The following is a 25,227-nucleotide window of genomic DNA, read 5'->3' on the forward strand; positions in this document are numbered from 1 at the left end:
CGGCTCCTTCTCTAGAGTGAGTTCAGGAACGCCAGCAACGCGGCGCGTTGCTCGGCATTGAAGGTCAAGACGTGCTGGCGCGCAGGCTCGGCTTCGCCGCCGTGCCAGAGCACGGCCTCGAGCAGGTTGCGGGCGCGCCCGTCATGCAGAAACTGGGTATGACCACTGACGGTCTGATTCAGGCCGATGCCCCACAGCGGCGCGGTGCGCCAGTCCTGGCCACCGGCGGCGAATTCGCTGCGGTTGTCGGCCAGCCCCGGGCCCATGTCGTGCAGCAACAGGTCGCTGTAGGGGCGGATGGTCTGGTTGGCCAGCTCCGGCTCGGCGGCATTGGCCGAGGTGGTGAATGTGGGGGTGTGGCAGCCCTGGCAGCCGGCCTGGAAGAACAGGTTCTTGCCAGCCAGCACCTGGGGCGAATCGACGTCCTTGCGTACCGGCACCGCCAGGTTGCGGGTGTAGAACAGCACCAGGCGCAGGATGTTGTCGCTGACCTCCTGCTCGCCATCGGCGCCGTTGCCATTGGGCTGGGCCAGGCAATCGAGCTGCGCCGGGGTGCAGTCGTCGCGCGGCACCAGGCTGCTGGTCAGGCCCATGTCGCTGGAGAACGCATGGGCGTTCTGCTGGTTGAGGTTGGGTTGCCCGGCCTTCCAGCCGAAGCGGCCAAGTACCTGCTTGCCCTGGGCGTCGTCCCATACCAGGTTGGGCCGGCCACGAATGCCGGTGCCGTTGCGCCCCTCGGGGTCGGCGTTGGCCAGGATGGCCTCATCAGGGATGGCCTCGAGCAGGCCCAGGCCGATCATCGGCGGCGCGACGCGTGCCGAGAAGCGTGTGTCGGGGTGCATCGGGCCGTAGCCAAGCTGGGTGATCTGCAGCTGCGGCTTGCGCAGTTCGACCTGGGTGCCGTCCTTGAAGGTGACGTTCACCGGGGTGTAGCTGACCCGCACCTTGCCCTCGGGGGCCACGCCGGGCACGGCCATGTCCTGCAACTGCCCGCCATAGACCGGCTCGGGCACGATGCCCAGTTGCTCGATGACCTTGGCGTATTCGGGCTGGTCGGGGATCGACAGGCGCACCAGCATCGATACCGCGTTTTTGGCGCCCTCTGCGGGCGGGTGCCCGCGCCCGTCGCGAATATGGCAGTTCTGGCAGGCGTTGGTGTTGAACAGCGGGCCCAGGCCATCGCGTGCGGTGGTGGTGGACGGGGCGATCACCCACGGGCTGCGGAAGAAGCTGTTGCCCACGCTGAAGTCCAGGCGCTGGCTCGGGGTGAGGTTGGCCGAGGGCATGGAGTAGGCGTTGCGGTCGCGCTTGTTCACGGTGGTGCTGCCACCGGCACGCGCCTCGCCAGGTTCGGCCTTGGTGAAACGCGGGGCGTCGTCACAGGCGCTCAGGGCCAGGGCCAATAGCAGGGGAAGGGCGCGGTGAAGCGGAGCGGGCATCGAGAATCCTGAATGGCTAGCGTAAAACCGGCGTGCAAGCTTAGCAGGCGCGGGGGATATGAATAAGAGGGATTTGCGTTTGCTGGATGAAATCTGCTTCAGCTTCCAGCGAAGAGGTCCCACAAAAAAAGGCGACCCGAAGGCCGCCTCTGTTTCAGCACGCTACCACTCAGAACTCGTGGTCAGCGGTGTCCGGGTTCAGGTCGGTGATGCCCAGTTTGCCCGCAGCCTGTTCGATGGCACCGGTCTGCTTGACCAGCGCGGCGATGGCGTCACGCACGATCTGGTTGCCCGCAGCGTTGTCGGCAGCGATCAACTGGTCGTAGTGCTCACCCTTGAGGGCGTGGTCGACCATCACCTGGATCTTCGCCTCGGTGGCTTCCAGATCGGCCTTCAGGGTGTTGTCGGTGGCCGGATCGACCTTGGCCACCAGCGACGACAGGCTCGGGCCGCTCAGCTTGGTGCCGTCGGTGCGGGTGTACTCGCCCAGGTAGACGTTGCGGATACCCTTGGCGTCGTAGAAGTGCGAGTAGTGGGTGTTGTCGCTGAAGCAGTCCTGCTCGTCCTCAGGCGAGTTGGCTTCCAGCGAGACCTTCATGCGCTCGCCCGCGAGTTCGCCCAGCGACAGGCTGCCCATGCCGAACAGCATCTTGCGCAGGCCGTTGGCGACAGGTTCTGCCTCCAGGGTGGCGCGATAGTTGTCGGCCACTGCCGGCTTCCAGTTGCCGACCATTTCTTCCAGGTCGTTGACCAGCAGCTGGGTCACGGCCTTGAGGTAGGCACGACGACGCTCGTTGTGACCGCCGGTGGCGCCTTCGCCTTGCAGGTAGTCCGAGGCAGGGCGGTTGCCGGCGCCCGGGCCGGTGCCGTTGAGGTCCTGGCCCCACAGCAGGAATTCGATGGCGTGGTAGCCGGTGGCGACGTTGGCTTCCGAACCGCCCAGCTCGTTCAGGCTGGCCAGCTTCTCGGGGGTCAGGTCCTTGACGTCGACCTTGTCTTCGCCCACCTGGATCTCGGTGTTGGCGATGATGTTGGCGGTGGCGGCCGGGTTGCCCAGGGCGTGTTCATAGCTCTTGTCGACGTAGTCGATCAGGCCTTCGTCCAGCGGCCAGGCGTTCACCTGACCTTCCCAGTCGTCGATGATGGTGTTGCCGAAGCGGAACACTTCGCTCTGCAGGTACGGTACACGGGCGGCTACCCAGGCAGTCCTGGCGGCGGCCAGGGTGTCGGCGTCGGGCTTGGCAAGGAAGGCATCGACTGCGGTCTGCAGGGTCTTGGCGGTGCTCAGCGAGTCGCTGTACACGGCATACACCATCTCGGCGTAGTGCTTGACCACCGCCTGGGCGGCGGCTTCGTCGACGGCCCCGGACGCCTGGGTGGTGCTGGCGGCAGCAGGTGCGGCGGCCTGTGGTGCGGCGGCCTTGTCCTTGTCATCGCCGCAGCCGGCGAGGGAGATGGCAATGGCCAGCAGACTGGCGGTGGCCAGAGGCATACGAATCATGGGCTATTCCTGCGTCGAGAGGTTGAACAGGCGTGCAGCCGCACGCAAAGGTGCAACATAATGCGAAAGATATGCATTTTCTGTAAAGAGGTTGCCACGTAAAAATTCAAATGCTGTTCACGCTGCCCTTGGCGGCAGCGTCACTCACAGAATCGATACCTGGTTGCGTTGCGCCGCTTTGAGGAAGGCGGTCAGCTCGCGTGCCGGCAGCGGTTTGCTGTAGTGGTAGCCCTGACCTTCATGACAGCCCTGGGCAATGATGTAGGCTTCCTGCTCGGCGGTTTCCACGCCCTCGGCGATCACCTGCATGCCCAGGCTCTTGCCCAGCTGGATTATCGCGCGAACGATGGTGGCGTCGTCGTCATCGTCGAGCAGGTCCTGCACGAAGCTCTTGTCGATCTTGATCTTGTCCAGCGGCAGCGACTTGAGGTAGCTGAGCGAGGAGTAGCCGGTGCCGAAGTCGTCGATCGCAATCAGCGCGCCGGAGCGGCGCAGGCTCAGCAGGTGCTGGGCGGCAGTGCTGATGTCTTCCATCAGGCCGGTCTCGGTCACTTCCAGTTCCAGGCTGCGCGGCGGCAGGCGGTAGATCTGCAGCAGGTTGTTGACCACCCGGGGCAGCTCGCTGTGGTGCAGTTGCACGGTCGACAGGTTGACTGCCATGCGCAGGTCGCTGAAGCCCTGGTCGTGCCATTCGCGCAGTTGCCGGCAGGCCTGGTCGAGCACCCATTCGCCGATCACGATGATGTTGCCGTTCTGTTCGGCCAGCGGTATGAACTGATCGGGCGGAACCATGCCCAGCTCCGGGTGCTGCCAGCGCAGCAGCGCCTCGACGCCCACCACGCGGTGGTCGCGGTAGCTGATCTGCGGTTGGTAAACCAGGTACAGCTGATTGCGCGGCAGGGCTTCGCGCAGGTCCTTTTCCAGCTCGCGGCGCCGGCGCATCTCGCTGTCGACGCTGGCGATGTAGAACTGATAGCGGTTGCGCGAACGGCTCTTGGCCAGGGTCATGGTCTGTTCGGCCTTTTGCAGCAGCTTCTCGGTGCTGTCGCCGTCTTCGGGGAACAGGGTGATGCCGATGGTGGCGCGCAGGCGGATCTCCTGATGGTCCAGGGCGAACGGCGCTTCCAGGTCATCGAGAATGCTCTGGGCCAGCTCGGCGGCCTCGTAGGGTTGTTCGATGTCGGCCTGCACCAGCGCGAACTGGTCGCCGCCCAGGCGGGCGAGGGCACCCAGGCGACCGCTGTGGGCACGCAGGCGGTCGGCCAGGGCCAGCAGCAACTGGTCGCCGGCCTGGTAGCTGAATTGTTCGTTGATGCCCTTGAAGTCGTCCAGGCCTACGCACAGCACCGCAACCCGGCGCTGGAGGCGCCCGGCATCGACCAGGATCTTGTCCAGTTGCTGTTGCAGTTGCTGGCGGTTGGGCAGGCCGGTGAGAAAGTCGTACTGGGCCATGCGCAGCAGGCTGTTCTCGGCCTCGTGGCGCAGGTGGGTATTGCGTTCGATGGACGCCAACAGTTGGTTGGCGGTGTTCACCCACAGGCCCAGTTCGTTCTTCTCGTGGCCCTTGAGCAGCGGCAGCTGATGCTGGCTGGGGCGGTCGGGGTTGATCTGGGTGAGGTTCTCGATGAGCTTGGACAGTGGCTTGGTCAGCAGCCAGTGGTAGACCAGGTAAAGCACCAGCCCCATGGCCAGGGCGCGGAGCACGCCGGCAATGAAGATGATCACCGAATTGACCACGAAGCCCTGGCCGTAGGCGCCGGTATCGAGGGTGATGCTCAGGTCGCCGTAGTATTCGCTGTAGGGCGCGCGGCCGACGAGCTGGGTGGTGTAGGTGCGTTCCTGGCCGAGGATCAGGTCGGTGAGCCAGCGGGTCGGCAGTTCCTGCAGAGGGCGCGACTTTTCTGCCAGCATGGTTTCGTTGGGGTGGCCGATGGAGGCCATGCGCACGGACTCATCCTGGAACAGCCCCTCGATGACCTGCATGCCCATTTCGCGGTCCAGGCTGTATACGGCCTGGGTGGAAGGGTCGCGGAACATGTCGAGGATTCGCTGGGCGTCGTTGGCGACAGCCTGGCGGGTCTTGTAGGCATCGAAGACGATCTGCGCACAGCTGAGTACCACGCCCACGGCCAGTGCCGAGAGCAGGACCACTCTGAGCAACTTGACCGACAAGCTGTTTTTGAGTTCCAGCTTCAATGGGGTTTCCTTAATCCATGCGCATGGCATCATTTTGCCATCATCTGTGGCAATCCACTATCGGCCGTTGGCAGGATTCATGATCCAGCGGTCACTGTATCGGTTGCCCGGCCTTGCGACTTGAGCGATGTACGACAAGTTTCCCAACGATTGATGTTAGCGCGGTATGGGGGGGCAGCAAGAGAGGGTGTTGGTGAAATTGGTTAAAAAAGGTTGGTGGGTGGGGTTTTGCTCTTTGCCGCTTTTTCGGCATAAAAAAACCCGGCCTGAGCCGGGTTTTTTCAGAAGCAGCACTTATGCAGTGAAGGTCTTGCCTTCGAACTGCTCAGCCACGAACTTCCAGTTGACCAGGTTCCAGAACGCCTCGACATACTTCGGACGCACGTTACGGTAGTCGATGTAGTAGGCATGCTCCCACACGTCGCAGGTCAGCAGCGGGGTGTCACCGCTGGTCAGCGGGTTGCCGGCACCGATGGTGCTAGCCAGCGCCAGGGAGCCGTCAGCTTTCTTGACCAGCCAGCCCCAACCGGAACCGAAGGTGCCAACCGACGTCTTGGTGAACTCTTCCTTGAACTTGTCGAACGAACCGAACGCGGCGTTGATGGCTTCAGCCAGCGAACCGGTAGGCTGGCCACCAGCGTTTGGCGCCAGGCAGTTCCAGTAGAAGGTGTGGTTCCAGACCTGAGCGGCGTTGTTGAAGATACCGCCCGAAGAAGTCTTGACGATCTCTTCCAGGGTCTTGCCTTCGAACTCGGTGCCTGGCACCAGGTTGTTCAGGTTCACGACGTAGGTGTTGTGGTGCTTGTCGTGGTGGTATTCCAGGGTTTCCTTGGAAATGTGCGGCTGCAGGGCATCGTGTGCGTAAGGCAGCGGCGGCAATTCAAAAGCCATGGTGATTCTCCTAATCAGGTCTGTTGCGGTGAGCGCAAGGCCGATCACGGGCGGCCGGAATGCATCGGCGAGTTTTTACTCTTTGCGACGCAGATTCGGGATCATAGCACCGGGCCCTGACCTAAACCACGCAACAAGTGTATGGAATAGAGGTTCCAGAGCCTTTGCCGACACCTGACGAACGGGTCAGCCCAGCGCCAGTTGCAACGCCACCGCAAACATCATCACCGCCACCATCAGGTCCAGCAGGCGCCAGGTGCCAGGCCGGGCCAGCCACGGCGCCAACCAGGCCGCACCCAGCGCCAGGGTGAAGAACCACAGCAGCGAGGCACTGGCTGCACCCGCCACGTAGGCACCTGGCACGCTTTGCTGCGCACCCAGCGAGCCGATCAGCAACACGGTATCCAGGTACACGTGGGGGTTGAGCAGGGTCACCGCCAGGGCACTGAGCAACACCGCGCGACGCGAACGCTGACCCAGGCCCTCGCCCTGCTCCAGGCTCTGGCTGGAGCAGGCGCGTATCAGCGCCTTGCTGCCATACCACAGCAGAAACACCACCCCACCCCAGCGCGCGACCGCCAGCAGGGTCGGGTTCTGCGCCAGCACCGTGGCCAGACCGAACACGCCAAGCGCCACCAGCACCGCATCACAGAACACGCACAGCGCCGCCACCGGCAGGTGGTGCTCACGGCGCAGGCTCTGCGCCAGCACGAAAGCGTTCTGGGTGCCGATGGCCATGATCAGCCCGAAGGCGACCAGCAGGCCGTTGAGGTAGCTTTGCCACATGGGAGGTGCTCCGCGAAGCAGCCACACGGGCTGCCGAAAATACAGGGGGGATCGCTGGCTATTGTGCGGACAGTGGGCGTATAAGAAAAACCAATAAACCTCATCCGGCATTAGGGAAACTGATGTTCGACTACAAGTTGCTTTCCGCCCTGGCGGCGGTGATCGAGCAGGGCGGTTTTGAGCGGGGCGCACAGTTGCTCGGGCTGTCGCAATCGGCCATTTCGCAACGCATCAAGCTGCTGGAGGCGCGCGTTGGCCAGCCGGTGCTGGTACGCGCCGCGCCGCCAGCGCCCACCGAGATCGGCAAGCGCCTGCTCAACCATGTACAGCAGGTGCGCCTGCTCGAGCGCGACCTGCAGCATCAGGTGCCGGCGCTGGACGATGGCGGCCAGCCCGAGCGTCTGCGGGTAGCGCTCAACGCCGACAGCCTGGCCACCTGGTGGGCGGCGGCGGTCGGGGCGTTCTGTGCACAGGAGCGGGTGCTGCTGGAGCTGGTGGTGGAAGACCAGGAGGTGGGCCTCAAGCGCATGCGCGCTGGCGAAGTGGCGGCCTGCCTGTGCGCCAGCGAGCGACCGGTTGCCGGGGCGCGCAGCGAGCTGCTCGGCGCCATGCGCTACCGTGCGCTGGCCAGCCCCGACTTCATGGCGCGCCACTTTCCCCAGGGGGTAGAGGTGGCGCGTCTGGCCCGCACCCCGGCCGTGGTGTTCGGCCCGGACGATTTTCTGCAGCACCGCTACCTGGTGTCGCTGGGTATCGATGGTGCATTCCTGCATCACCTGTGCCCGTCTTCGGAGGGCTTTCTGCGCATGACCGAAGCCGGCGTGGGTTGGGGCCTGGTGCCCGAATTGCAGGCCCAGGCGCAACTGGCCAGCGGGCAGCTGGTGGAAATTCTGGCGGATAAGCCGATCGATGTGCCGCTGTACTGGCATCATTGGCGCAATGGCGGGCAATTGCTCGGCCAACTCACCGACCACCTGCGGCGCAGCGCCAGCAGTTGGTTGGTGCCGTGGTCGGGTTTGCCGGCGTCTGCATCATCTGCAAACAAGTAGGCGGAGTGCTTCATGCGAATTCTGGTCACCGGCGCAAGCGGCTTCATTGGCGGGCGCTTTGCGCGCTTTGCCCTGGAGCAGGGCATGGAGGTACGGGTCAATGGCCGGCGGGCCGAAGGCGTCGAGCACCTGGTGCGCCGCGGCGCCCAGTTCATTCCGGGGGACCTGGGCGACCCGGAGTTGGCCCGGCGGGTCTGCCAAGGCGTCGAAACCGTGGTGCACTGCGCCGGTGCGGTGGGCAACTGGGGACGCTACCAGGACTTTCACCAGGGCAACGTGGTGGTCACCGAGAACGTGGTGGAGGCGTGCCTGAAGGAACACGTTCGTCGCCTGGTGCACCTGTCCTCGCCGTCGATCTACTGGAACGGGCGCTCGCGCCTGGGGGTGACCGAAGAGCAGGTGCCGCGGCGCCTGCACGATGCCTACGCGACCACCAAGTACCTGGCCGAGCAGAAGGTTTTCGGTGCCCAGGAGTTCGGCCTGGAAGTGCTGGCCCTGCGCCCGCGCTTCGTCACCGGGGCAGGGGATGTGAGCATCTTCCCGCGCCTGCTCAAGATGCAGCAGAAACGCCGTCTGGCGATCATCGGCAACGGCTTGAACAAGGTCGACTTCACCAGCGTGCAGAACCTCAACGAGGCGCTGATCAACGCGGTGCTGGCCGGCAACGACGCGCTCGGGCAGGCCTACAACATCAGCAACGGCCACCCGCTGCCGCTGTGGGACGTGATCAATTACGTGATGCGGCGCATGGACCTGCCCCGGGTCACGCGCTACCGCTCCAGTGGCCTGGCCTACAGCCTGGGCGCGCTGAACGAGGGGGCCTGCCTGCTGTGGCCGGGCCGTCCGCAACCGACCCTGTCGCGCCTGGCGGTGCAGGTGATGAACAAGGATTTCACCCTGGACATCAGCCGCGCCCGCCAGCAACTGGACTACCGCCCGCAGGTCAGCCTGTGGGCGGCGCTGGATGAATTCTGCGGCTGGTGGAAGGCCCAGCACGGCGGCCACTGACTTATACTGGCGCTCATTTGCACTCACGGCGGTTGATCCATGCGCAACGATGCTCACGACGATTTCGATGATGTACCCAGCCTCAAGGCCGGCGGTCGCGATGATGACGACTTTGCCCCGGCGCCAGGTGCACGGGTGGCCGCCGTGCGCGGCAAACCGCGCAAGCCGGCGGCCACCGGGCCGTTGTGGGCGCTGGTGGGCGCTTCGTTCATCGCCCTGGCCGGGCTTGGCTGGTGGAGCTTCCAGCAGATTTCGCTGATGGAGCAGCAACTGGTGGCCACCCAGGAAAGCTTTGCGCGCATCAGTGAAGAAGCTGCCGGGCGCCTGCAGGACATCAGCGGCAAGGTGGCGGCCAGCGAGTCGAGCGTCAGCACCGGCAGCGAGGCACTGAAGCTGCAGATAAAGCAGTTGCAGGCCAGCCTCGCCGAGCAGAGCAAGCAGCAGCAGGGCGTAGCCGGGCAGCAGGGTGACCTGGGCAAGCGGCTGGAGCAGGCCCTGGCGCAGGTTGGCGAGCAGCAGGCGACCAATGCCCAGTTGCAGGCGCAACTCAAGGCCGTGGCCACGGAGCTGGCGGCGGTGAAGGCGGCGCAGGCTGATACCGGCAAGGTCGATGCGCAGCTCAAGAGCCTGTCGACGGAGATTGCCGCATTGAAGAAGCAGGGGGATCCGGGGGCGGCGATCCAGCGCCTGGAACAGGACCTGATCGTGCTCAAGAGCGAGCAGGAGAATCGCCCGGCGGCGGCTGCCGGGGCGGGTGCCTCGACGGCGGAGTTCGATGCGTTTCGCGGGCAGGTGACCCGCAACATCACCACCTTGCAGAGCCAGGTGCAGAACCTGCAACGGCAGATCAACGCCAAGCCCTGATCCGCTGTGAAGCTATCGCGGGTCAAGCCCGCTCCCACCGGTACAGTGGCTGTCTGCACACCACCGATACCCTTGTGGGAGCGGGCTTGACCCGCGAAAGAGCCGACGCTTACATCACCGGGTAATCGATGTACCCGACCGGGCCCTTGGAGTAGAACGTGTCAGGCCGTGGCTCGTTCAGCGGTGCATCCGCTTGCAGCCGTGCCGGCAGGTCGGGGTTGGCAATGAACGGCACGCCGAAGGCCACCGCATCGGCCGTGCCGTTGGCAATGGCAGCATTCGCACTGGCCTTGTCGAAGCGTTCGTTGGCGATGTACGGCCCGCCAAACGCCTCTTTGAGCAACGGCCCGATGCTGTCTTCGGCCACTCGCTCACGCGCACAGATGAAGGCGATGCCACGTTTGCCGAGCTCCCGCGCCACGTAGGTGAACGTCTCGGTCAGGTTGGCATCGCCCATGTCGTGCAGGTCGGCCCGTGGCGACAGGTGCACGCCCACGCGCTGCGCGCCCCACACGTCGATGAGCGCATCGGTCGCTTCCAGCAGCAGCCGTGCACGGTTCTCCAGCGAGCCGCCGTATTCGTCGGTGCGCTGGTTGGTGCTGCTCTGCAGGAACTGGTCGATCAGGTAGCCGTTGGCCGCATGCAGCTCCACACCGTCGAAGCCGGCCGCCTTGGCGTTCTCGGCACCGACGCGGTAGGCCTCGATGATGTCGGCGATTTCCTCGGTTTCCAGCGCGCGCGGGGTGACGAATTCGGTGATCGGGCGCACCAGGCTCACATGCCCCTTGGGCTGCACCGCGCTCGGCGCAACCGGCGTTTCGCCGTTCAGGTACAGCGGGTGCGAGATGCGTCCCACGTGCCACAGTTGCAGGAAGATGCGCCCGCCAGCACCGTGCAGCGCCTTGGTCACGTTGGTCCAGCCACGCACCTGGTCGTTGCTCCAGATGCCCGGTGTGTCGGGGTAGCCCACGCCCAGCGGGGTCACCGAGGTGGCCTCGCTGAGAATCAGCCCGGCGCTGGCGCGCTGTACGTAGTACTCGGCCATCAGCGCGTTGGGTACGCGGCCTTCGTCGGCCCGGCAGCGGGTCAGCGGGGCCATGATGATGCGGTTGGGCAACTCGAGGTCGCCAAGGGTGATCGGGTCGAATAGCGTTGTCATGTGCGTGAACCTCGTGGCAATCAGTGAGTGGCAGGTGCCAGGTCGGCGTTGTTGCCGCCCTGGCTGAATGTGATAAGGGTGACGATCAGGGCCAGCACGGCCAGCGCCGCTGCCGCCAGGGGCACGCGGGTCAGGCCCAGGCCCTGGTCGATCACGGTGCCGCCGACCCAGGCGCCCAGCGCATTGCCCAGGTTGAAGGCACCGATGTTCAGGGTCGACACCAGGTTTGGTGCCGCTCTGCCGAAGCTCACCACGTTGACCTGCAGGGCCGGCACGGCGGCGAATGCGGCGGTGGCCCAGAGGAACAGGGTGATCTCGGCCGGAATCAGCGCGGTACTGGTCCAGCTCAGCGCGGTGGAGATGAGCGCCATGGCGGCGAACACGCCCATCAGGGTGGCAGCCAGCCGACGATCGGCCAGCTTGCCGCCCAGGATGTTGCCCAGGGTCAGGCCCAGGCCGATCAGCAGCAGGGTCCAGGTCACGCCGCGCGGCGACACGCCGGTGACATCACCCAGCAACGGCGCCACATAGGTGAACAGGGCGAACATCGAGGCCGAGAACAGCACGGTCATCGACAGCGACAGCCAGATGCCGGCGCCCTTGAGCGCAGCCAGCTCGGCACGCATGTCGAGTTTCTCTTCGTCGCGCTTGATCGGCAGGAAGCGGATCAGGCCGATCAGCGCGATCACGCCGATCACGGTCACTGCCCAGAACGTCGAGCGCCAGCCGTACACCTGGCCCAGCGCGGTACCCAGTGGCACGCCCAGCACGTTGGCCAGGGTCAGGCCGGTGAACATCAGCGCCACGGCCGAGGCGCGGCGGTTGGCCGGAACCAGGTTGGCCGCCACCACCGAACCGATGCCGAAGAAGGCGCCGTGGCACAGCGCGGTGACCACGCGGGCAAACATCAGCACGTTGTAGTCGGTGGCCAGGGCGCACAGCAGGTTGCCGATGATGAACACCCCCATCAGCGCCACCAGTGCGGCCTTGCGCGGCAGCCGGGCGGTGGCCAGGGCCATGAACGGCGCGCCGATGGCCACGCCCAGCGCGTAGCCGGTCACCAGCCAGCCGGCACCGGGGATCGACACACCCAGGTCGCTTGCCACATCCGGTAGCAGGCCCATGATGACGAACTCGGTGGTACCGATGGCGAAGGCGCTCAGCGCCAGGATCAACAGCGAAAGGGGCATTGCAAGGTCCTTGTCAGAGCTCTTGGCTCATCTGCTGGAGGAAGGCCTGGATGGTTTCCTCGTTGCGTTTGAAGAAGTGCCACTGGCCTATCTTCTGGCTGCTGATCAGCCCCGCGCGCTGCAAGGTGGCCAGGTGGGCCGAGACCGTGGACTGCGACAGGCCGCAGCGTTGGTCGATCTGCCCGGCGCACACACCGTGTTCGGTGCTGTGGTGCTGGTCAGGGAAGCAGGCTTGCGGGTCTTTCAACCAGTTCAGGATTTCTCGCCGTACTGGGTGGGCCAGGGCTTTTATTATTTCGTCGAGATCAAGAGGCATGGGTGGGCTCGTGGTGGGTATAGCGTTATATCGCGATGGGGCGAAATATAAATCGGTATTTCGCGATATACAAATATGATTTGGTTCTGGCGTGCGCATGAATCGCTATATCGGGTTATAACGATATTCAAGCGGGCAAGCGGTGCTAGACTGCGGCCTATGAACTACCTCGCACACCTTCACCTGGGCGGCCAGCAGCCCGAACAACTGCTCGGCAGCCTTTACGGCGACTTCGTCAAGGGGCCGTTGCAGGGGCGCTTTGCCCAGCCGCTGGAAGCCGCCATCCGCCTGCACCGCCAGATCGACGTGTACACCGACAGCCACCCGCGGGTACTGGCGGCGCTGGCGCGTTTTCCGCGCGAGCGGCGCCGTTATGCCGGGATCATCCTCGATGTGTTTTTCGACCACTGCCTGGCGTTGCACTGGCACGACTATGCCCGGCAGCCGCTGAGCCAGTTCACCGGGCGCGTGTACCAGGTGCTGGCGGCCGAGCCCGAGCTGCCCGGGCGCCTGGCGCAGATTGCGCCGTACATGGCGGCGGACGACTGGTTGGGGTCTTACCGCGAGTTCGCGGTGCTCGAACAGGTGTTCAACGGTATCGCCCGGCGCCTGTCACGCCCCGAGGGTATGGCAGGCGCGATGCAGGAGGTACAGGCGCTGTACGGCCCGCTGATGGAAGACTTTCGCCACTTCTACCCCGAACTGCAGGGTTTTGCGGCCGACGCTCAGGCCGCCTTGGCGCGGCGCTGAGGCTGGGCCACCGGCTGGGCGCCGAACAACGCCGTGTGGATCGCCAGCTGGGCATTGAACGCCAGTGCCGCACGTTCCTGGCCGGCGCTCTGGATGGGCGCCAGCAGGTGGATCTGCACCTCGCCACAGTCGTGGGCAAACAGGCGCAGCAGGTGCGAGAGCAGGTCGTCATCGCCCTCGAACGGCGCGATGGGGTCGGGTTTGCCGCCCCGCAGGTAGCGCACGGCCACCGGTTGCACGGGCGTGGCGGTGTCGATCGCGCTGGCCAGCAGGCGCCCGTGGAAGGTGCGCAGGCTGCGCCCGTCGGTGGTGGTGCCTTCGGGGAAGATCAGCACCGGGCAGGCCTGTTGCAGGTGCCGCGCGATCTGCTGGCGCAGCAGCTGGCTGTCGCCGCCGCCGCGGCGGATGAACAGGGTGCCGGCCTTGAGCGCGAGCCAGCCGGCTACCGGCCACTGGCGCACCTCTGCCTTGGACAGGAACGACATCGGCGCGAGCATGCCCAGCAGCGGGATGTCGGTCCACGACACGTGGTTGCTGACCCACAGCATCGGTTGCTGCGGGCGGTTGCCGATCACCGTGACCTTGAACGGCAAGGCCCGGGCAAGCCGGGCCATGAACAATTGCGACCAGCGCTGGCGGCGGTCGTCGGGAGTACTCAGGTGCAGGCGCTCGTACAGGCTGAACAGGCTGGCCATGCCCAGCCCGAACAGCACCACCAGCAGCACCCGGACGATTCGCGCATACACGCGCAGGCGTTGCATCACACCGCCGCCTTGAAGTGGCGGGCGTAGCGTGGGCACAGCTCGTCGCGCTTGAGCAGGATGAACACGTCGGCCACCTGGAAGTCTTCGTCCCAGCACGGCTCGCCGCAGATCTTGGCTCCCAGGCGCATGTAGGCCTTGAGCAGCGGCGGCATCTCGGCGATGACGTTGCCGGGCAGTGCCAGGCTGGGCAGCGGGTTCTTCGGTTCGGCGCGCAGGTGCTCGGTGCACAGGTAGCGCTCGCGCAGGCGTTGCATGATCGCGTGGGCCTGCACGCCGCCGTCCTGCATGGGGATGCTGGCGCAACCCATCAGGTAGCTGTAGCGGCCCTCGTTGAGTACCTCGGCAAGCTCGCCCCACAGCACCGCGATGGTGCCGCCGTTGCGGTAGGCCGGGTCGACGCAGGTGCGCCCCAGTTCAAGGATGGGGCCCTGCAGATGGCCCAGGCCATGCAGGCTGAACTCCTCTTCGCTGTAGAAGCGCCCCAGGCTGCTGGCGGCCTGGTGGTCGAGCAGGCGGGTGGTGGCCACCAGGTGCCCGCTGTTGAGGTCGCGTACGCCGATGTGCTGGCAGTGGATGTCGTAGTCGTCCATGTCCAGCCCGTGTTCGGCGCCTTTGAGCCTGGCCTTGAATTCGCTGCTGAACACGCGAAAGCGCAATGCCTGGGCTTCGTGCAGCGCGGCGGGGCCGACCAGGCGCTCGGCCTGCAGACGGCGTTCGTTACGGGTGTCGCCAGGGCATGCAGTCAGGGTCATTGCGAGTCTCCATAAGCCAGCCATGGGGTTGCGGCCGGTCGACTATGTTGTGCAAGCTCAGCCTAGGTAGACGCGGTGTCACCCCCATGAAGCTTTGGTGATGCTTGTATGACAGCCCTCAAGGAGCACGCCGATGGCCTGGCTGCAGCGACTCAACGACCCCATTCCGCCCTTGGCAACCGGTAACCTGGGCGACACCTACGCCAGCCTGCTGGAGCAGCTGGGCACGGTCAGCCCGTTCGAGCTGGCAGTGCTGGGCGGGCAAGCCATGCCGACCCCAGGGCTGGCGTTTCTGGTGGGCTACCAGGCCGCCTTGCGCGTGCTGTGGCCCAGCGCCCCGGCGGGCCTCGGCGCCCTGTGTGCGAGTGAGCGGCGCAGCGTGCGCGCCGCCGACATGAGCATGCGCCTGGCGCTCGACACGCTGCGCCTGAGCGGCAGCAAGGACTTCGTCACCGCCGGGCCGGACGCCGACTGGCTGCTGGTGGCGGCGCGCTGCGAAGCACCGGGCCAGGCGCCTCGGCTGAGCCTGGCGGTGGTGTACCCGGGGGAGCCCGGTGTGCGCGTGGAGCCCTTGCCGAGCCTGCCGTTGATGCCTGAGGTCGGGCATGCCCGCCTGCACCTTGAACAGGCCCTGTGCGAACGCCTGGCCGGTGACGGCTGGGACGCCTACGTCAAGCCGTTCCGCTCGCTGGAAGACCTGTACGTGCTCAGCGCCCTGAGCGCCTGGCTGTACGGGGTAGGCCGCGCCAATGCCTGGCCGCAGGGGCTTTTGCTGCGCCTGATCGGGCTGCTGGCCGGGTGTGCCGAAGGCAGCCGGCAATGCGCCGATTCGGCGGCGTTCCACCTGTTGCTGGGCGGCCTGTTCGCGCAGTTCTCGCAACTGAGCGGCGAGCTCGACCAGGCGCTGACGAGCACGCCGGGGCCCTGGGCCGAGCTGTGGCAGCGCGACCAGGGCATCCTGCAGATCGCCAGCGCGGCGCGGGTCAGGCGCCTGGCCAAGGCATGGGCCGGCAGCGGGCTGGCCTGAGGTTGCCGGGCTGCCCGCATGGCCACAGGCTGTCGCTTGCTGCCGTGCGGGCAGGCGGGTAATGTTGGTGGCTTTACGCTTTCAGGAACCTGCATGTTCAGCCTGCCCCGAATCGCTCTCGCCCTGCTGGCCCTGGCGAGCCTGCCTGCCCAGGCCAACTGGCACCTGGACGGCGAATCGTCGCGCCTGTCGTTCATCACCAGCAAGAACGGCAACGTGTCCGAGGTGCATCGCTTTCTGGTGCTGCATGGCAAGGTCGATCGCAAGGGTGCGGCCGAGCTGCAGATCGAGATGGACTCGGTCAGCAGCGGCATCCCGCTGCGTGACGAGCGCATGCGCAACGACCTGTTCGAGGTGGCCAAATACCCCGACGCGACCATCCAGGCGCAGATCGACCTGCGTCCGATCAACGACCTGGCCAACGGTGCCCAGGTCGAACTGCGCCTGCCGGTGACCGTCAACCTGCACGGCAAGACCCACAGCTACAACGCGCAGCTGCTCGCCACCCGGCTCGACGAGCGGCGCTTCCAGGTGGTGACCCTGGAGCCGCTGGTACTGAGCGCCGATCACTTCGACCTGCTGCCCGGCCTCAAGACGTTGCAGAAGCTCGCCGGGCTGCAGTCGATCAACCTGTCGGTGCCGGTGGGTGCGGTACTGATCTTCACGGCGCGCTGAAATGGCCGGGCCGGTGTTTCCATGGCGTGCCGGCAACCAGTTCGAACTGCTGATCGACGGCCCGCAGTTCTTCCCGCGCATGCTGCAGACGATCATGGGTGCCGAGCACCAGGTCGACCTGGAGCTGTACCTGGTCGAGGCCGGGGCGTGTGCCGAGGCCATGGTGCAGGCGCTGGTGCAGGCCGCCGAGCGCGGCGTGCGGGTACGCTGCCTGTTCGATGACTACGGCTCGCTGGCTTTTACCTTGAGCCTGCGTCAGCGCCTGCTGGGCGCCGGCGTTGAGTTGCGCTGGTACAACCGCCTGCGTTGGCGCCGGGGGCTGCGCAACCTGTACCGCGACCACCGCAAGCTGCTGCTGGTGGACCAGGCCTGGGCGGTGGTCGGCGGCACCGGGGTCACCGACCAGTTCTGGACACCGGGCGAGCCGGTCAGCGAATGGCACGAGGTGATGGTGCAGATGCAGGGGCCGCTGGTGGCCGACTGGCAGATGCTGTTCGATCGCCAGTGGCGTTCCAACCTGCGCCGCACCGCGTGGCGCCCACCCACCCATTTCGGCCTGGCGCACCTGCCGCGGGTGCCGGTTGCAGGCCCGGGCCTGGGCCGGGTGGCCTATGCCGACGCCCGCCAGCACCGCGACATCCTGCAGTCGCTGGTGCGCGCGCTGATCAGCGGCAAGCGTCGTATCTGGCTGGCCACGCCTTATTTTCTGCCCACCTGGAAGGTGCGCCGGGCTTTGCGCCGCGCGGCCGCGCTGGGCATCGATGTGCGCCTGCTGCTGACCGGCCCGCGTACCGACCATCCTTCGGTACGCTATGCCGGTCATCGCTATTACCCGCGCCTGCTGCGGGCAGGGGTGAAGATATTCGAATACCAGCCATGCTTCCTGCACCTGAAGATGGTGCTGGTGGACGACTGGGTGAGCATTGGCTCATGCAATTTCGACCACTGGAACCTGCGTTTCAACCTTGAGGCCAACGTCGAGGCCATCGACCCGCAACTGACCGCCGACGTGGTGGCGAGCTTCGAGCGCGACTTTGCCCTGAGCCGCCAGGTCGACCTGGACGACTGGCAGGCGCGGCCGCTGTGGCGGCGTGTGAAACAGCGTATCTGGGGCTGGCTGGACCGGGTGGTGGTCAACCTGCTGGACCGGCGCGACTGAGGTTTTTCGATTTTCCCCCGCATCAGAAGGAGTTGACGAAATGGCAGCGAAAAAGATTCTCATGCTGGTCGGCGATTACGTCGAAGACTATGAAGTGATGGTGCCGTTCCAGGCGCTGCAGATGGTTGGCCACACGGTGCATGCGGTGTGCCCTGGCAAGTCGGCCGGGCAGTCGGTACGTACCGCCATCCATGACTTCGAGGGCGACCAGACCTACAGCGAGAAGCCGGGGCACAACTTTGGCCTGAACTTCGATTTCGCCCAGGTGCGTGCCGAAGACTACGACGCGCTGGTGATCCCGGGCGGGCGTGCGCCGGAGTACCTGCGCCTGAATGAAGAGGTGCTGCAACTGGTGCGCGCCATCGACCAGGCGGGCAAGCCGATTGCGGCGGTGTGCCATGGGGCGCAACTGCTGGCGGCGGCCGGGGTGCTGGAGGGGCGCGAGTGCAGTGCGTACCCGGCGTGTGCGCCGGAGGTGCGCCTGGCGGGTGGGCGTTACGTCGAGATCGAGGTGACGGCGGCGCATGTGCAGGGCAACCTGGCCAGTGCGCCGGCCTGGCCTGCGCACCCGGCGTGGCTGGCGGGGTTCCTGGGGTTGCTGGGGACGCGCATTACCCTCTGAAAGCCTTCGCTGGCGTGCCGGCGAAGAGGCCGGTACAGGCAACAAAAAAGCGGCAAGGGATCACTCCCTTGCCGCTTTCAGCTTTCAGCTTTCAGCTTTCAGCTTGTAGCGCTGGCGCTTACTTCACTTCCACTGCCAGGCTTTGCGCGATCTTGCTCTGCCACAGTGCAGGCCCGGTGATGTGCACCGACTCGCCATTGCTGTCGACCGCAACGGTCACCGGCATGTCTTTCACGTCGAACTCGTAGATCGCTTCCATTCCCAGTTCGGCAAATGCCAGCACCTTGGATTTCTTGATCGCCTGAGCCACCAGGTAGGCAGCGCCACCCACGGCCATCAGGTACACGGCTTTGTTGTCCTTGATTGCGTCGATGGCGGTCGGGCCGCGCTCTGACTTGCCGATCATGCCCAGCAGGCCGGTCTGCTCCAGGATCTGACGGGTGAACTTGTCCATCCGCGTTGCGGTGGTCGGGCCTGCCGGGCCAACCACTTCTTCGCGCACCGGATCAACCGGGCCGACGTAGTAGATGAAGCGGCCCTTGAGGTCCACCGGCAGCTCTTCGCCACGGTTGAGCATCTCGACCATGCGCTTGTGCGCGGCGTCGCGGCCGGTCAGCATCTTGCCGTTGAGCAGGATGGTCTCGCCCGGCTTCCAGCTCTGCACGTCTTCCGGGGTCAGGGTGTCGAGGTTGACGCGACGGGCCGACGGGCCGGCTTCCCAGACGATTTCCGGGTAGGCGTCCAGCGACGGTGCTTCCAGCTCTGCAGGGCCGGAACCATCGAGCACGAAGTGCGCGTGACGGGTGGCTGCGCAGTTGGGGATCATGCACACCGGCAACGAGGCCGCGTGGGTCGGGTAGTCCATGATCTTGACGTCGAGCACGGTGGTCAGGCCGCCCAGGCCCTGGGCGCCGATGCCCAGCTGGTTGACCTTCTCGAACAGTTCCAGGCGGATCTCTTCGATGCGGTTCTGCGGGCCCCGGGCCTTGAGCTCGTGGATGTCGATGGACTCCATCAACACTTCCTTGGCCATCACCGCGGCCTTCTCGGCAGTACCGCCGATACCGATGCCGAGCATGCCCGGCGGGCACCAGCCGGCGCCCATGGTCGGAACGGTCTTGAGCACCCAGTCGACGATCGAGTCGGACGGGTTGAGCATGGCCATCTTCGACTTGTTTTCCGAACCGCCGCCCTTGGCCGCGACATCCACCTCGACCTTGTCGCCAGGGACGATCGAGTAGTGGATCACGGCCGGGGTGTTGTCCTTGGTGTTCTTGCGGGCACCTGCCGGGTCGGCCAGGATCGAGGCGCGCAGCACGTTCTCGGGCAGGTTGTAGGCGCGACGCACGCCTTCGTTGATCATGTCGTCCAGGCTCATGGTCGCGCCATCCCAGCGCACGTCCATGCCGACGCGCACGAACACGGTGACGATACCGGTGTCCTGGCAGATCGGCCGGTGGCCGGTGGCGCACATGCGCGAGTTGATCAGGATCTGCGCGATGGAGTCGCGCGCAGCCGGCGACTCTTCACGCAGGTAGGCCTCGTGCATGGCCTGGATGAAATCGACGGGGTGGTAGTACGAAATGAACTGCAGGGCGTCGGCAACGCTCTGAATCAGGTCGTCTTGCTTGATCACGGTCATGCAGCGCGCTCCTCTTAAAGACGGGAACATTCATTAAGGTATCGCGACGTTCACGGGCCGAGGCGTCGCAATGACCTTTCAAGGCGCGCCGACACGCAGTGGCCGACGCAAAAAGGCGCGGCAGTATAGCGCGCATCGCCTGCCGGTACACGCGCCAGTGCGGCCAACCATGGTCGCCTGCTGCCAGGCACTGTTTTTGCGTGGCAATTATTTCGAACACGTCCTACAGTACCGACTGCCCCCCGTCACAACCGCTGCCGCTCGGCTGCCTGGTGAGTCACCCGTGACCGAAACCGCTCTGCAAAAGCTTCTTCTCAAGCGTTTCCTGCTGGCTGCCGGCAGTTACCTGCTGGTGCTGCTGCTGGCCTGGGTCGCCGTGCTGGGCGGGCATGTGCAGGCGCCGGTGCCGGTCATCGGCGCGAGCAGTGTGCTGCTGTTGCTCAACCTGGCGTGGCTGGGCTGGGTGTTTGCCAGTGGCGTCAACCTGCGCTGGCGCGACCCCAGCCTCACGGAGTTCCAGGTGCTGCTGGCAGCGGCCTGGCAAACCTGGCTGCTGGCCAACCTGGACCAGGCCCGTGGCACCTTCCTGGTGCTGTACCCGTTGATCCTGATGTTCGGCCTGTTCCACCTCAACGGCCGTTCGTTCACCCGCTGCGCGCTGGTGGTGCTGTGCAGCTTTCTCGGCCTGAACCTGTGGGAGTGGGGCAACGGGCGCCTGTCGGACCCGGCGCTGGCGGCGTTGCAGGTATGCACGCTGTTCGTGGTGCTGTGCTGGTTGTGCCTGTATGCCCGCTACGTGCAGGCCTCGCGCCAGCGCATGCGCCAGCGCCGCATCGCCCTGCAGGCGCACCAGGACACCCTGCGCGGCATGATGGGGCAACTGGAGGAACTGGTGGCCACCGACGAGTTGACCGGCCTGTTCAACCGCCGGCATTTTCTGCGCCTGGCCAGCGATGCCCTGGCCAGCATGCCCATGGGGAGCCGGCATGGTCTGGCGCTGATCGACCTGGACCATTTCAAGCGCATCAACGACGCCCACGGGCATGCGGTCGGCGACCGGGTACTGCAGGCCTTTGCCCAGGTTGCCAGCGAGCACCTGTGCGACGCCGCGGTGCTGGCCCGCTATGGCGGCGAGGAGTTCGTGCTGTTGTTGCCCGATTGCACGGCCCAGGCCCTGGAACATTGCTGCGAGCGTCTGCGTCAGGCCTTTGGTGCGTTGCCCTCGGCGGCGATGCAGGGGCAGGTGGGGCCCTTGAGCCTGTCGGTCGGCATGACCCTGCTGACAGCCGAGGATGACCTGGACAATGCATTGCACCGTGCCGATCAGGCGCTGTACCGCGCCAAGCGCAGCGGCCGAAATCGCTGTGTGCCGGCCTGGGAGGTGGTGGATGCCTGAGTTGTGCGTAGGTGAGCGCAGTTGGCAGGTGGCCGAGGGCAGCAACCTGCTGGATGCGCTGAACGAGGCTGGCGTGGGCGTGCCCTACAGCTGCCGGGCGGGGAGCTGCCATGCTTGCCTGGTGCGTTGTCTGGCGGGTGTGCCGGGCGATGCCAGGCCCGATGCGCTGAGCGAAGGCAAGCGCCTGGAGGGCTGGCGGCTGGCCTGCCAGTGCCGGGTCGAGAGTGACCTGCAGGTGGCGGTGTTCGACCCGGTGCGCGATGGGGCGCCGGCGCGGGTCGTTGCGCTGGACTGGCTGGGCGCGCAGGTGCTGCGCCTGCGCCTGCAACCGGACAGGCCGTTGCGTTATCAGGCGGGGCAGCATCTGGTGCTGTGGAGCGCGCAGGGTGTTGCGCGACCGTATTCGCTGGCCAGCGTGCCGGGCGAGGATGAATGGCTCGAATTTCACCTGGATTGCCGGCATGCCGGGGCGTTCTGCAGCGCGGCGCGGGGGTTGCAGGTGGGCGACCTGGTGCGCCTGGGGGAGTTGCGCGGTGGCGCGCTGCATTACGATCCGGACTGGCAGGCCCGGCCGTTGTGGCTGCTGGCGGCGGGTTCCGGGCTGGCGCCACTGTGGGGGATTGTGCGCGAGGCGCTGCGTCAGGAGCATCAGGGGGCGATCAGGGTGGTGCATGTGGCGAGCGAGGCGGGTGGGCATTACCTGCAGCGGGAGCTGGATGACCTGGCGCGGCGGTATCCGCAGGTGGAGGTGCAGTTGCTGATACCGGAGGAGTTGGGGCCGATGCGTCTGGCATCGCGTCAGACGATTGCGCTGGCTTGTGGCTCTGCGTCGAGTGTGGAGCGGTTTGCGCGTGGGATGTTTCTGGCGGGGTTGCCGCGTAATCAGCTGTTTGCGGATGTATTCGTGGGGCATGCCTGAGCTCCTATTCCCATAAGGAGGTACTGCAGGCTCCTGCGGCGTTTGCGCTGGCCTTGGCTCTGGCTCTGGCTCTTGATCTTGATCTTGATCTGCTTTTGATTTTGATCTTCCGTCCCCCAGAAGGCCGAGTGGAGGTGTCGTGCAGGGGGCGGGGCGAAGCCCCTTCGGCGTTAGCCGAAGCGAGCGACTGTTAGAGTTGCTTGCAACTCGGGTCGCGTGCCCCCGGAGCGGCGCCGGAGGGAGGGGACCCGTAGCGAAGCGTAGGGCCTGATGATGGACGGAGCGGTTTTGCTTACTTTTTCCAAGAAAAAAGTAAGCCGCTGTAAGAGCGGAAGGGGCCCTCGGCGTCTGTATTCATGTTGGATATGCTCGCTGTCATTGGAACCACTGATCCAGAGTTGAGAGATTATCCAGCCTGGATGGCGACTCCACTCGGCCTTCTGAAGGGCCGGCAGATCAAAGCCAGCTCAAGATCACCGGCACCGGCGTATCGCACCCATAAAAAAGCCCCGCCATCAAGGCGGGGCTCTAGTGACAACCGGTCAGCTTCAGACCAACGGATCACCGACATGCAGAATCTTCATGCCATTGGTGCCACCGATGGTGTGGTAGCTGTCACCCTTGGTCAGGATGACCCAGTCACCTTGCTCGACCACGCCACGCTTGAGCAGCTCGTCCACCGCCGCCTGGCTGACTTGCTCCGGCGCCAGCGCCGCAGGGTCGAACGGTACGGTGTACACGCCACGGAACATCGCAACCCGCGCCTGGGTCTCGCGGTGCGGCGAGAAGGCGAAGATCGGGATCGACGAACGAATACGCGACATGATCAGCGGGGTGTAGCCACTCTCGGTCAAGGCAATGATCGCCTTCACACCCGGGAAGTGGTTGGCGGTGTACATGGCCGCCAGCGCGATGCTCTCGTCGCAACGGCTGAACTGCGTGCCCATGCGGTGGCTGGAGGTCTTGCTGGTAGGGTGCTTCTCGGCGCCCAGGCAGATCCGCGCCATGGCCTGTACCGCCTCGAGCGGGTAGGCACCGGCAGCACTCTCGGCCGACAGCATTACCGCGTCGGTGTAGTCGAGCACGGCGTTGGCCACGTCGGACACTTCGGCACGGGTCGGCATCGGGTTCTGGATCATCGACTCCATCATCTGGGTCGCGGTGATCACCGCCTTGTTGTGGCGGCGTGCATGCAGAATGATCTTCTTCTGGATGCCCACCAGCTCGGCGTCGCCGATTTCCACACCCAGGTCACCACGGGCCACCATCACTGCATCACTGGCGCGAATCAGGCCGTCGAGGGTCTCGTCGTCGGCCACGGCTTCGGCACGTTCGATCTTGGCCACCAGCCAGGCCGTACCACCAGACTCGTCACGCAGGCGACGGGCGTATTCCATGTCGCTGGCATCACGCGGGAACGACACGGCCAGGTAGTCCAGGTCCATCTCGGCCGCCAGCTTGATATCGGCCTTGTCTTTCTCGGTCAGGGCCGGGGCGGTCAGGCCGCCGCCGCGACGGTTGATGCCCTTGTGGTCCGACAGCGGGCCGCCGATCAGCACCACGCAGTGCAGGGCGTCAGCGCTGGCGGTTTCGACGCGCATGACCACGCGGCCGTCGTCGAGCAGCAGTTCGTCACCCACGCCGCAGTCCTTGACCAGGTCCGGGTAGTCGATGCCGACGATATCCTGGGTGCCTTCGGTGAGCGGGTGAGCCGTGGAGAAGGTGAAGCGGTCGCCGACCTTGAGTTCGATTCGCTTGTTGGCAAACTTGGCAATGCGGATCTTCGGCCCTTGCAGGTCGCCCAGCAGCGCGACGTGGCGGCCATGCTTGGCGGCGATGTCACGGATCATGCGGGCGCGAGCCTTGTGCTCGTCCGGGGTGCCGTGCGAGAAGTTCAAGCGAGCGACGTCCAGACCCGCAAGGATCAGTTGCTCGATAACTTCCGGCGAGTTGCTGGCGGGGCCAAGGGTGGCGACAATTTTGGTGCGGCGGATGGTCATGCACAGACTCCTGTAGTGAAGCGCAGCGAAAGGCTACTCCGGAAAATCGCTGTAGTCATTGTTCCTTTGCACTACCTTGGTGGGAGGAGGAGGGGCGGTTGAACGAGTGGCAAGCGGCAAGCGCAATGCAGTCCGCTTGCCGCTGTTCCTCCTATAGCTTTCAAGGAAAGCGCCGATACACTGCTCAGTAGAGGAGACCCCCCATGCGAGCCTTGATCGTTTTAGCCCTGGCGACCAGTGTCGTCGGTTGCACCCGCTGGTCGATGGACCATCACCTGAACAATGCCTACCGCGCCTATGATCGCGGCAACTGCGAGCAGGTCATGCTCGAGCTGTCGCAGGTCGACCGCACCAGCCGTGCGCGCCCGTTCATCCACCCCGAGGCGTCGATGCTGCGCGGTCAGTGCCTGGAGCGCCAGAAGCTCTATGTGGATGCGGCGCAGACCTACCAGTACATCATCACCCAGTACCCGCGCAACGAGTACGCCTACCGTGCCCGCGCCCGCCTGCAGACCCTCGAGCAGCTTGGCCACTATCGCCCCAATGGCGAGCCGGCCATCGCCCGTCCGGCCAGCAGCACCCCCTGGCGTTGATGGCCGCGCAACGACGTCGATACTGACGTTAATACTAAAGTGCGCGGGTCCGAATGTGACGGGGCAGTCAGGTTGCGCTAGGCTTGTGAGGTACATGCGGTACACCAGAACGATCCAGCGCGACCCTGCTCAAGGGTCTTCGACAGCGACTCCTATCATGTTTACCGAACGTCGAATCGAGCGTCACCTGCTCCCGTATTACCTCAAGGTCTTCAACCGGTTTACCGGGTTGCCCATCGGTTATCTGGGCAATGTGTCCGAAGACGGCCTGATGCTGATCAGCGACCTGCCACTGCTGGTGGGCCCCGATTTCGAACTGCAGCTCAAGGTGCCCGGGCGCGCCGGTGCGCTGCACGTGATCAACCTCACCGCCAGCTGCCTGTGGTGCCACGAAGACGAGAACCCGGGGCACTACGATTCCGGCTTCATGCTGCTGCAGGCCCCTCGCGAATACGACGAACTGGTGTCGTCGCTGCGCAACTATTTCAGCTTCCACCCGTTGAGTGCGTCGGCCTGAGGTAGACTCCCG

At 65.3% G+C, this 25,227-nt stretch carries 24 protein-coding genes; 12 read left to right on the forward strand and 12 right to left on the reverse strand.

Going from position 1 to position 25,227, the window contains the following annotated elements; all coding sequences use genetic code 11:
* Positions 1 to 11: 11 nt before the first annotated feature.
* The 5 genes from CR917_RS05330 to CR917_RS05350 form a co-directional block, all read right to left on the reverse strand.
* On the reverse strand, positions 12 to 1,439 hold the full coding sequence (locus CR917_RS05330; RefSeq protein WP_043862101.1) for a di-heme oxidoredictase family protein: 1,428 nt from the start codon (positions 1,437 to 1,439) through the stop codon (positions 12 to 14).
* Between the two features lie 169 nt (positions 1,440 to 1,608).
* Positions 1,609 to 2,940 carry an imelysin family protein gene (locus CR917_RS05335; RefSeq protein ID WP_043862102.1) on the reverse strand — a complete coding sequence of 444 codons (1,332 nt, stop codon included), beginning with the start codon at positions 2,938 to 2,940 and terminating at the stop codon, positions 1,609 to 1,611.
* Between the two features lie 144 nt (positions 2,941 to 3,084).
* A complete protein-coding gene (locus tag CR917_RS05340; protein WP_054914822.1) occupies positions 3,085 to 5,136 on the reverse strand; it encodes a bifunctional diguanylate cyclase/phosphodiesterase in 2,052 nt (683 codons plus the stop codon).
* 294 nt (positions 5,137 to 5,430) lie between these two features.
* Positions 5,431 to 6,027 carry a superoxide dismutase gene (locus tag CR917_RS05345; protein ID WP_054914821.1) on the reverse strand — a complete coding sequence of 199 codons (597 nt, stop codon included), beginning with the start codon at positions 6,025 to 6,027 and terminating at the stop codon, positions 5,431 to 5,433.
* 186 nt (positions 6,028 to 6,213) lie between these two features.
* Positions 6,214 to 6,813 carry a LysE/ArgO family amino acid transporter gene (locus tag CR917_RS05350; RefSeq protein ID WP_043862105.1) on the reverse strand — a complete coding sequence of 200 codons (600 nt, stop codon included), beginning with the start codon at positions 6,811 to 6,813 and terminating at the stop codon, positions 6,214 to 6,216.
* 122 nt (positions 6,814 to 6,935) lie between these two features.
* Between CR917_RS05350 and CR917_RS05355 the strand changes: the two genes are divergently transcribed.
* From CR917_RS05355 to CR917_RS05365, 3 genes are read left to right on the forward strand one after another with little or no spacing between them, the layout of a single operon-like run.
* Positions 6,936 to 7,862, forward strand: a complete 927-nt coding sequence (locus CR917_RS05355; RefSeq protein ID WP_043862106.1) for a LysR family transcriptional regulator ArgP — start codon at positions 6,936 to 6,938, stop codon at positions 7,860 to 7,862.
* Between the two features lie 12 nt (positions 7,863 to 7,874).
* Complete coding sequence (locus CR917_RS05360; protein ID WP_104571980.1) at positions 7,875 to 8,870, forward strand: NAD(P)-dependent oxidoreductase; 996 nt, start codon at positions 7,875 to 7,877, stop codon at positions 8,868 to 8,870.
* A 39-nt stretch (positions 8,871 to 8,909) separates the two neighbouring features.
* Positions 8,910 to 9,734 (forward strand): hypothetical protein, encoded by an 825-nt coding sequence (locus CR917_RS05365; RefSeq protein WP_058540893.1) that lies wholly within the window; start codon positions 8,910 to 8,912, stop codon positions 9,732 to 9,734.
* Positions 9,735 to 9,843: 109 nt separating this feature from the next.
* On the opposite strand, the gene CR917_RS05370 is transcribed toward CR917_RS05365, so the two are convergent.
* The 3 genes from CR917_RS05370 to CR917_RS05380 are packed head-to-tail and all read right to left on the reverse strand — an operon-like array spanning position 9,844 to position 12,399.
* Complete coding sequence (locus tag CR917_RS05370) at positions 9,844 to 10,893, reverse strand: alkene reductase (RefSeq protein ID WP_043862109.1); 1,050 nt, start codon at positions 10,891 to 10,893, stop codon at positions 9,844 to 9,846.
* A gap of 20 nt (positions 10,894 to 10,913) precedes the next feature.
* Positions 10,914 to 12,083 (reverse strand): MFS transporter, encoded by a 1,170-nt coding sequence (locus CR917_RS05375; protein WP_104571981.1) that lies wholly within the window; start codon positions 12,081 to 12,083, stop codon positions 10,914 to 10,916.
* Between the two features lie 13 nt (positions 12,084 to 12,096).
* Positions 12,097 to 12,399 carry a helix-turn-helix transcriptional regulator gene (locus CR917_RS05380; protein WP_043862111.1) on the reverse strand — a complete coding sequence of 101 codons (303 nt, stop codon included), beginning with the start codon at positions 12,397 to 12,399 and terminating at the stop codon, positions 12,097 to 12,099.
* A gap of 159 nt (positions 12,400 to 12,558) precedes the next feature.
* Here CR917_RS05380 and CR917_RS05385 point away from each other — a divergent pair, with 159 nt between their 5' ends.
* A complete protein-coding gene (locus CR917_RS05385; RefSeq protein WP_043862112.1) occupies positions 12,559 to 13,149 on the forward strand; it encodes an ACP phosphodiesterase in 591 nt (196 codons plus the stop codon).
* Here CR917_RS05385 and CR917_RS05390 read toward each other — a convergent pair.
* Both CR917_RS05390 and olsB read right to left on the reverse strand, forming a co-directional pair.
* A complete protein-coding gene (locus CR917_RS05390; RefSeq protein ID WP_104571982.1) occupies positions 13,125 to 13,910 on the reverse strand; it encodes a lysophospholipid acyltransferase family protein in 786 nt (261 codons plus the stop codon). The two genes, CR917_RS05385 and CR917_RS05390, sit on opposite strands and share 25 nt — an antisense overlap.
* Positions 13,910 to 14,665: an L-ornithine N(alpha)-acyltransferase gene (gene olsB, locus CR917_RS05395; RefSeq protein ID WP_043862114.1), complete on the reverse strand. Its 756-nt coding sequence runs from the start codon at positions 14,663 to 14,665 to the stop codon at positions 13,910 to 13,912. Before olsB ends, CR917_RS05390 begins: the two co-directional genes overlap by 1 nt.
* Positions 14,666 to 14,798: 133 nt before the next feature.
* On the opposite strand from olsB, the gene CR917_RS05400 reads away from it, so the two are divergent.
* From CR917_RS05400 to CR917_RS05415, 4 genes are all read left to right on the forward strand, one after another.
* Positions 14,799 to 15,692: an acyl-CoA dehydrogenase family protein gene (locus CR917_RS05400; protein WP_104571983.1), complete on the forward strand. Its 894-nt coding sequence runs from the start codon at positions 14,799 to 14,801 to the stop codon at positions 15,690 to 15,692.
* Between the two features lie 93 nt (positions 15,693 to 15,785).
* Positions 15,786 to 16,367: a YceI family protein gene (locus CR917_RS05405; RefSeq protein ID WP_043862116.1), complete on the forward strand. Its 582-nt coding sequence runs from the start codon at positions 15,786 to 15,788 to the stop codon at positions 16,365 to 16,367.
* Between the two features lies 1 nt (position 16,368).
* A complete protein-coding gene (locus CR917_RS05410) occupies positions 16,369 to 17,526 on the forward strand; it encodes a phosphatidylserine/phosphatidylglycerophosphate/cardiolipin synthase family protein (RefSeq protein ID WP_054914815.1) in 1,158 nt (385 codons plus the stop codon).
* Between the two features lie 40 nt (positions 17,527 to 17,566).
* Entirely contained in the window at positions 17,567 to 18,148 is a 582-nt protein-coding gene (locus CR917_RS05415) for a DJ-1/PfpI family protein (protein ID WP_043862118.1), read from the forward strand.
* A gap of 118 nt (positions 18,149 to 18,266) precedes the next feature.
* Here the strand turns inward: CR917_RS05415 and CR917_RS05420 are convergent, their stop codons facing one another.
* Positions 18,267 to 19,790, reverse strand: a complete 1,524-nt coding sequence (locus CR917_RS05420) for a fumarate hydratase (RefSeq protein WP_043862119.1) — start codon at positions 19,788 to 19,790, stop codon at positions 18,267 to 18,269.
* A 283-nt stretch (positions 19,791 to 20,073) separates the two neighbouring features.
* Between CR917_RS05420 and CR917_RS05425 the strand changes: the two genes are divergently transcribed.
* On the forward strand, positions 20,074 to 21,186 hold the full coding sequence (locus tag CR917_RS05425) for a GGDEF domain-containing protein (RefSeq protein WP_043862120.1): 1,113 nt from the start codon (positions 20,074 to 20,076) through the stop codon (positions 21,184 to 21,186).
* Positions 21,179 to 22,105 carry an iron-sulfur-binding ferredoxin reductase gene (locus tag CR917_RS05430; RefSeq protein WP_104571984.1) on the forward strand — a complete coding sequence of 309 codons (927 nt, stop codon included), beginning with the start codon at positions 21,179 to 21,181 and terminating at the stop codon, positions 22,103 to 22,105. The genes CR917_RS05425 and CR917_RS05430 overlap by 8 nt, the downstream gene beginning before the upstream one ends.
* A 548-nt stretch (positions 22,106 to 22,653) precedes the next feature.
* On the opposite strand, the gene pyk is transcribed toward CR917_RS05430, so the two are convergent.
* Positions 22,654 to 24,105 (reverse strand): pyruvate kinase, encoded by a 1,452-nt coding sequence (gene pyk / locus CR917_RS05435; RefSeq protein ID WP_043862122.1) that lies wholly within the window; start codon positions 24,103 to 24,105, stop codon positions 22,654 to 22,656.
* A gap of 203 nt (positions 24,106 to 24,308) precedes the next feature.
* On the opposite strand from pyk, the gene CR917_RS05440 reads away from it, so the two are divergent.
* Both CR917_RS05440 and CR917_RS05445 read left to right on the forward strand, forming a co-directional pair.
* Complete coding sequence (locus CR917_RS05440; protein ID WP_043862123.1) at positions 24,309 to 24,698, forward strand: tol-pal system YbgF family protein; 390 nt, start codon at positions 24,309 to 24,311, stop codon at positions 24,696 to 24,698.
* A gap of 157 nt (positions 24,699 to 24,855) precedes the next feature.
* On the forward strand, positions 24,856 to 25,215 hold the full coding sequence (locus CR917_RS05445; RefSeq protein WP_043862124.1) for a PilZ domain-containing protein: 360 nt from the start codon (positions 24,856 to 24,858) through the stop codon (positions 25,213 to 25,215).
* Positions 25,216 to 25,227 lie beyond the last annotated feature (12 nt).

Source organism: Pseudomonas sp. BRM28, assembly GCF_002939405.1.
Taxonomy (GTDB): domain Bacteria; phylum Pseudomonadota; class Gammaproteobacteria; order Pseudomonadales; family Pseudomonadaceae; genus Aquipseudomonas; species Aquipseudomonas palmensis.

What these genes read in the sequence shown, in the direction of transcription:
- pyk (WP_043862122.1), bottom strand. Translation starts at nt 24,105, where the DNA reads ATGACCATCCGCCGCACCAAAATTGTCGCCACCCTTGGCCCCGCCAGC.
- CR917_RS05405 (WP_043862116.1), top strand. Translation starts at nt 15,786, where the DNA reads ATGTTCAGCCTGCCCCGAATCGCTCTCGCCCTGCTGGCCCTGGCGAGC.
- CR917_RS05385 (WP_043862112.1), top strand. Translation starts at nt 12,559, where the DNA reads ATGAACTACCTCGCACACCTTCACCTGGGCGGCCAGCAGCCCGAACAA.
- CR917_RS05440 (WP_043862123.1), top strand. Translation starts at nt 24,309, where the DNA reads ATGCGAGCCTTGATCGTTTTAGCCCTGGCGACCAGTGTCGTCGGTTGC.
- CR917_RS05430 (WP_104571984.1), top strand. Translation starts at nt 21,179, where the DNA reads ATGCCTGAGTTGTGCGTAGGTGAGCGCAGTTGGCAGGTGGCCGAGGGC.
- CR917_RS05390 (WP_104571982.1), bottom strand. Translation starts at nt 13,910, where the DNA reads ATGCAACGCCTGCGCGTGTATGCGCGAATCGTCCGGGTGCTGCTGGTG.
- CR917_RS05445 (WP_043862124.1), top strand. Translation starts at nt 24,856, where the DNA reads ATGTTTACCGAACGTCGAATCGAGCGTCACCTGCTCCCGTATTACCTC.
- CR917_RS05370 (WP_043862109.1), bottom strand. Translation starts at nt 10,893, where the DNA reads ATGACAACGCTATTCGACCCGATCACCCTTGGCGACCTCGAGTTGCCC.
- CR917_RS05410 (WP_054914815.1), top strand. Translation starts at nt 16,369, where the DNA reads ATGGCCGGGCCGGTGTTTCCATGGCGTGCCGGCAACCAGTTCGAACTG.
- CR917_RS05380 (WP_043862111.1), bottom strand. Translation starts at nt 12,399, where the DNA reads ATGCCTCTTGATCTCGACGAAATAATAAAAGCCCTGGCCCACCCAGTA.
- CR917_RS05360 (WP_104571980.1), top strand. Translation starts at nt 7,875, where the DNA reads ATGCGAATTCTGGTCACCGGCGCAAGCGGCTTCATTGGCGGGCGCTTT.
- CR917_RS05350 (WP_043862105.1), bottom strand. Translation starts at nt 6,813, where the DNA reads ATGTGGCAAAGCTACCTCAACGGCCTGCTGGTCGCCTTCGGGCTGATC.
- CR917_RS05355 (WP_043862106.1), top strand. Translation starts at nt 6,936, where the DNA reads ATGTTCGACTACAAGTTGCTTTCCGCCCTGGCGGCGGTGATCGAGCAG.
- CR917_RS05345 (WP_054914821.1), bottom strand. Translation starts at nt 6,027, where the DNA reads ATGGCTTTTGAATTGCCGCCGCTGCCTTACGCACACGATGCCCTGCAG.
- CR917_RS05400 (WP_104571983.1), top strand. Translation starts at nt 14,799, where the DNA reads ATGGCCTGGCTGCAGCGACTCAACGACCCCATTCCGCCCTTGGCAACC.
- CR917_RS05330 (WP_043862101.1), bottom strand. Translation starts at nt 1,439, where the DNA reads ATGCCCGCTCCGCTTCACCGCGCCCTTCCCCTGCTATTGGCCCTGGCC.
- olsB (WP_043862114.1), bottom strand. Translation starts at nt 14,665, where the DNA reads ATGACCCTGACTGCATGCCCTGGCGACACCCGTAACGAACGCCGTCTG.
- CR917_RS05420 (WP_043862119.1), bottom strand. Translation starts at nt 19,790, where the DNA reads ATGACCGTGATCAAGCAAGACGACCTGATTCAGAGCGTTGCCGACGCC.
- CR917_RS05415 (WP_043862118.1), top strand. Translation starts at nt 17,567, where the DNA reads ATGGCAGCGAAAAAGATTCTCATGCTGGTCGGCGATTACGTCGAAGAC.
- CR917_RS05365 (WP_058540893.1), top strand. Translation starts at nt 8,910, where the DNA reads ATGCGCAACGATGCTCACGACGATTTCGATGATGTACCCAGCCTCAAG.
- CR917_RS05335 (WP_043862102.1), bottom strand. Translation starts at nt 2,940, where the DNA reads ATGATTCGTATGCCTCTGGCCACCGCCAGTCTGCTGGCCATTGCCATC.
- CR917_RS05375 (WP_104571981.1), bottom strand. Translation starts at nt 12,083, where the DNA reads ATGCCCCTTTCGCTGTTGATCCTGGCGCTGAGCGCCTTCGCCATCGGT.